Origin of the sequence: Promicromonospora kroppenstedtii DSM 19349, assembly GCF_000515355.1 — a bacterium.
GTDB classification, from domain to species: Bacteria; Actinomycetota; Actinomycetes; order Actinomycetales; family Cellulomonadaceae; genus Promicromonospora; species Promicromonospora kroppenstedtii.
Map to the genome: position 1 here is coordinate 42,160 of NZ_KI911695.1, position 4,966 is coordinate 47,125.

Genomic DNA, 4,966 nt, shown 5'->3' on the forward strand with positions numbered 1-4,966 from the left:
GCACCGCCAACGCGGCGCGCCGCCCGGCCCGCCGCGCGGGTGGCGGCAAGACGTCGAGCGGCTCGACGGGCAACACGCTCGCCTCGCCCATGCAGGGCACGATCGTCAAGGTCGCGGTCGAGGACGGCGCGCAGGTCGCCGAGGGCGACCTCGTCGTCGTGCTGGAGGCCATGAAGATGGAGCAGCCGATCCTGGCCCACCGCTCGGGCACCGTGCGCTCGCTGACGGCGGCGCCGGGTGCGGGCGTCTCGGCCGGCGCCGTGCTGTGCGAGATCGTCGACTGAGTCAAACTATCGGGTGATTTCCGACATCAACAAGGGTGAAAAGGGCCCGATCACACCTGATAGGAACCAGGTGCGCTCATCGGGCATCTTCTGATCCGCTAGGTTCTGCGACGTGACCAGCGTCGTAGTACTCAGCCCCGAAGAGGCCATCGCCCTCGTTCGCCCCCGCAAGACCCTTCCGTCGTTCGTCAGCGAGCTGACCTGCGACGACGGCGTGATCGCCGTGACCGCGGACCTGCGCCGCCTCACCTACGCCCCGCTCCCCGTCAAGATCGCGGCCAAGGCCGTCCCGGTCATGCACGCGTCGGCGCGGATCACGTCGGTGTGGCAGAACATCGCGGTGCTCCAGGTCGAGGCCGATGCGGCCGGCCTGCCCGCCACCAAGCTGCTCCCGCTCGCTGCGGGCACCATCGCCAAGATGGCGCGCAAGAGCGGCCTGCCCGAGAACGCCGTGCAGCTCCGCAAGGACGGCACCGTCTCCCTCGACCTCCGCGCGCTGATGCGCGGGGAGTTCACCGAGGTGACGGGCTTCCGCTTCGAGGGCGACAAGGTCGTCGTCGAGGGCGTCCCCGCGCAGGGCTGAGCTGGACCGAGCAGGAACCACGTCCCGCCGCCCGCCAGGGTGGCGGGACGTCCGTCCCTGGCGGGCAGGACCTGCGCGCCGGCCGCTGACAGCCCGCGTCCGACCTGAGAGACTGACGCCGTGCCGAACCCGACAGCGCCCCCGACCGACCTCCACCGGCACGACGGCGACGGCTGGGTGACCTGCGGGGACCACCGGCACTGGGGCCTGTTCGGCGCCGCGGGGCTGCTCCTCGTGCGGCGGGACGACGCCGGGGCGCCGGCGGCGATGGTGCTCCAGCACCGGGCGCTCTGGTCGCACATGGGCGGCACCTGGGGCATCCCCGGCGGGGCGCTGGCCCCGAACGAGAAGCCGGAGGACGGCGCCCTGCGCGAGGCCACGGAGGAGGCGGCGATCGACCCGGCCGCGGTGCACGTGGTGGGCACGCACGTCCTGGAGCACCCGGCCTGGACCTACACGACGGTCGTGGCCGACGTCGCTGCCGGGCACCGGGTCGAGCCGCGCGCGGCCGACCCCGAGAGCCTCGAGGTGCGCTGGGTGGGCCTCGACGAGATCGGCACCCTGACCCTGCTACCAGCGTTCGGCCATGCGCTGCCTCGCCTGCTCAGCTTGCTGGGTTAGGGTCGAATCGTGCATATCCGGATCGCTCCCGAAGAGGTGCTCAGCCTGGCGCGGATCGCCAAGCAGGCGCCGCCAGTCATCAGCTCCGTCGTCGGCGACGGGGACGTGATCCGTGTGGTCGCGGACCTGCGCCGGGTCGAGACCCTGCCCGGACCGCTCAAGCTGGCCGTGAAGATCGCCCCGATCGTGCGGGCCGACGTGAAGCTGGCCTCGTTCGAGCGCGGCGTCGCGACCCTCGCCGTCGAGGTGAACGCCGCCGGCCTGCCGGCGCACCGGCTGCTGAGCCTGGCCGCCGCGCCCATCGAGCACGAGGTCGCCAAGCAGGGCCTGCCACCGGGCGTCGTCGACGTGCAGCCCGACGCGCGGATCGCCGTCGACGTCGAGCGCCTCCTCGAGACCAAGTTCCCGGGCGTCACCGTTACGGGCGCCAAGGTCGAGGGCAGCCAGATCGTCCTTGACGCCTCCGTCGCCTGAGCCGGAGGCGTAGCGGAGGGTAGGGGCCGAGGTACGAGGCATCCTGCCCGCAGCGGAGCCGCAGGCTCAGGCGACCGACGAGCAGAGCCTGAGCCCCACCCGGCTCCCAGGTAGACACCACAAATTGGGGGTGGGTTGCCCTGCGTAGACATTGTCTACAAGGAGCAACCCACCCCGAGTTCGTACGTTCACCCCGGGACCCTCAGCGGCCGATGTACGGCCCGCGCCCCGGCCCTACTTGCCGACGCGGGCGTCCAGCACCCGCGCGCCCTCAGCGATCGAGCCCGAGAGCGACGGGTAGATCGTGAACGCCGAGGCCACGTTGTCCACCGTGAGGCGGTGCTGCACGGCCAGCGTGATCGGGAAGATCAGCTCGGACGCCCGCGGCGCCACCACGACGCCGCCGAGCACCACACCGGCCTCGGGGTGCGCGAAGAGCTTCACGAACCCGTCCTTGACACCGAGCATCTTGGCGCGCGGGTTGCGCGCCAGCGGCAGCGTGGTCGTGATGTAGCGGGAGTTCTGCGCGCGCAGCTTCTCCTCGCTGTAACCGACGGTCGCGATCTCGGGCGCCGTGAAGATGTTGGACGCCACGGTGCGCAGCGCGAGCGGCTGAACGGCGTCGCCCAGGGCGTGCGCCATCGCGATGCGGCCCTGCATGGCGGCCACCGAGGCGAGCGGCAGCACGCCGGTGCAGTCACCGGAGGCGTAGACGCCGCGCACCGAGGTGCGCGAGACGCGGTCGACCACCACGTGCCCGCCGTCGGAGAGCCGCACGCCCGCCTCCTCGAGCCCGATGCCCGACGTCGCCGGCACACCGCCGACCGCCACGAGCACGTGCGAGCCGTGCACCACGCGCCCGTCGGCCAGGGTGACCTCGACGCCGTCGTCCGTTCGCACGGCACCCGCCGCGCGCGAGCGGGACAGCACCGTCATGCCGCGGGAGCGGAACACGCCCTCCAGCAGCTCGGCGGCGTCCTCGTCCTCGCCGGGCAGCACCCGGTCGCGGCTGGAGACCAGCACCACGTCGGAGCCCAACGCGTTGTACGCACCGGCGAACTCGGCGCCCGTCACGCCCGAGCCGACCACGATCAGGCGCTCCGGCAGCTCACGCAGGTTGTACATCTGCGTCCACGTGAGGATGCGCTCGCCGTCGGGCACCGCGGTGGGCAGGGTGCGCGGGGTGGCGCCGAGCGCGAGGAGCACGGAGTCGGCCTCGAGCACCTCGGTCGAGCCGTCCGCGAGCTCCGCGACCACGCGCGCGGGGCCGTCCAGGCGGCCCTTGCCGGCGACGATCCGGATGCCCTCACGCTCCAGGCGACCGCGGATGTCGGAGCTCTGCGCCCGGGCCAGCGCGAGCACGCGTTTGTTCACGGCCTGGAGGTCCACGAAGTGCTTGCGCTTCTCCACGGTCCCGGCCGCGGACGCCGCCGCCTGCACACCCGCGCCGGACAGCCCCGGGGCGGCGTAGGCGGAGACCACGGGGATACCGCCGGTCGCCAGCGAGACGTCGACGTCGGACAGCGGGTCAACGACGTCGTCGGGCATGCGGATGCCGAGCTCGGGGGCCCGGTCGGCGATGGTCATCCACTCGGCGGTGGCGATGAGCGTCTTCGAGGGGACGACGTCGGTCAGCACGGCTGCGCCGCCCAGACCCTGCTGCTCCACGACGGTGACCTGTGCGCCCAGGCTGCGCGCCACGAGCGCCGCCTCGTAACCGCCGGGGCCACCTCCCACGACGACGACACGGTGCGGGACAGCTGCGGGATCGAGGGGGGTCACGGGGTCCATTCTCGCATCGCCCGGGAGCGCCGGGGATCCGTCGCACCCGTGGGCGCGTGCCCGGGGGAAAGTGGCGATAACCTCGGACCATGAGTACGGAGCCAGATCTGGACGACCCGACGACCGACCCGTTCGACGTCGCTGCCGCCGCCGCGGAGTACATCGCGGCCAAGACCGGAGTGCCGGGCCACGACATCGCCCTCGTGCTCGGGTCCGGGTGGGGTGGCGCGGCCGAGCTGATCGGCGACGTCGTCGCGGAGATCCCCACCGCCGAGATCCCCGGCTTCGTGTCGCCCGCGGTCCAGGGGCACCGGTCCACCACGCGCTCGATCCGCGTCGAGCGGCCCGACGGCGCCGTCCGGCACGCGCTGGTCCTCGGCTCGCGCACCCACCTCTACGAGGGTCTCGGACCGCGTCGTGTGGTGCACGGCGTCCGCACCGCCGCGGCCGCCGGCTGCGAGACCGTGATCCTCACGAACGGCTGCGGCAGCGTGCACATCGGCTGGCGTCCCGGTCAGCCGGTCCTGATCAAGGACCACCTGAACCTCACGGGGCATACCCCGCTGGAGGGTGCCAAGTTCGCCGACATGACGGACGTCTACACCCCGCGGCTGCGGGACATCGCCCGGACCGTCGACCCGGACCTGCCCGAGGGCGTGTACGCGCAGTTCCACGGCCCGCAGTACGAGACGCCGGCGGAGGTGAAGATGGCCTCGCTGATGGGTGCCGACCTGGTCGGCATGTCGACGGCGCTCGAGGCCATCGCCGCGCGGCACTGCCGCATGGACGTGCTCGGCATCTCCCTGGCCACCAACCTGGCCGCCGGGATCAGCCCCCACCCGCTCTCCCACGAGGAGGTGCTGGCGGCCGGCCAGGAAGCCGGGCCGCGGATCAGCGACCTGCTCGCGCGAGTGATCAAGCAGATCTGACGCCCGTGTCCACCGACCTGCCGACCGCTACCGGGGTGCCTTCGGCGCCCGATCTCGTCGCGCGCGCGGAAGCCTGGATGGCTGCCGACGTCGACGACTACGACATCGCGGACCTCCGCGACCTCGTGGGCCGCACCGGTGACGAGCACATGGGCCACCTGGCCGTCGCCGAGCTCGCCGACCGGTTCGCCGGCATGCTCCAGTTCGGCACCGCGGGCCTGCGCGGCGCGATGGCGGCCGGGCCCAACCGGATGAACCGCGCCGTGGTGATCGCGGCCGCGGCCGGGCTGGGC

Annotated in this window: 6 protein-coding genes and 1 pseudogene; 6 read left to right on the forward strand and 1 reads right to left on the reverse strand. The window is 72.8% G+C overall.

Features of this window, described 5'->3' with window-relative positions:
- The 4 genes from PROKR_RS17900 to PROKR_RS17915 all read left to right on the forward strand — a co-directional run.
- On the forward strand, positions 1–284 hold a 284-nt coding region (locus PROKR_RS17900; RefSeq protein WP_036965298.1), incomplete at its 5' end, for an acyl-CoA carboxylase biotin carboxyl carrier protein subunit.
- Positions 285–396: 112 nt separating this feature from the next.
- Complete coding sequence (locus PROKR_RS17905; protein ID WP_036965300.1) at positions 397–867, forward strand: hypothetical protein; 471 nt, start codon at positions 397–399, stop codon at positions 865–867.
- Between the two features lie 120 nt (positions 868–987).
- Entirely contained in the window at positions 988–1,488 is a 501-nt protein-coding gene (locus tag PROKR_RS17910; protein WP_036965302.1) for an NUDIX domain-containing protein, read from the forward strand.
- A 9-nt stretch (positions 1,489–1,497) separates the two neighbouring features.
- A complete protein-coding gene (locus tag PROKR_RS17915; RefSeq protein ID WP_245605872.1) occupies positions 1,498–1,962 on the forward strand; it encodes a hypothetical protein in 465 nt (154 codons plus the stop codon).
- A gap of 234 nt (positions 1,963–2,196) precedes the next feature.
- On the opposite strand, the gene PROKR_RS17920 is transcribed toward PROKR_RS17915, so the two are convergent.
- Complete coding sequence (locus PROKR_RS17920; RefSeq protein WP_036965332.1) at positions 2,197–3,744, reverse strand: NAD(P)H-quinone dehydrogenase; 1,548 nt, start codon at positions 3,742–3,744, stop codon at positions 2,197–2,199.
- An 89-nt stretch (positions 3,745–3,833) separates the two neighbouring features.
- On the opposite strand from PROKR_RS17920, the gene PROKR_RS17925 reads away from it, so the two are divergent.
- Together PROKR_RS17925 and PROKR_RS17930 are read left to right on the forward strand one after the other, a co-directional pair.
- Positions 3,834–4,673, forward strand: a complete 840-nt coding sequence (locus PROKR_RS17925; RefSeq protein WP_036965307.1) for a purine-nucleoside phosphorylase — start codon at positions 3,834–3,836, stop codon at positions 4,671–4,673.
- Between the two features lie 77 nt (positions 4,674–4,750).
- Positions 4,751–4,966, forward strand: a pseudogene (locus tag PROKR_RS17930) (phospho-sugar mutase); the annotation flags it as partial.

Excerpts from the sequence above, each read along its gene's own strand:
- PROKR_RS17925 (WP_036965307.1), top strand. The coding sequence starts at position 3,834 with ATGAGTACGGAGCCAGATCTGGACGACCCGACGACCGACCCGTTCGAC.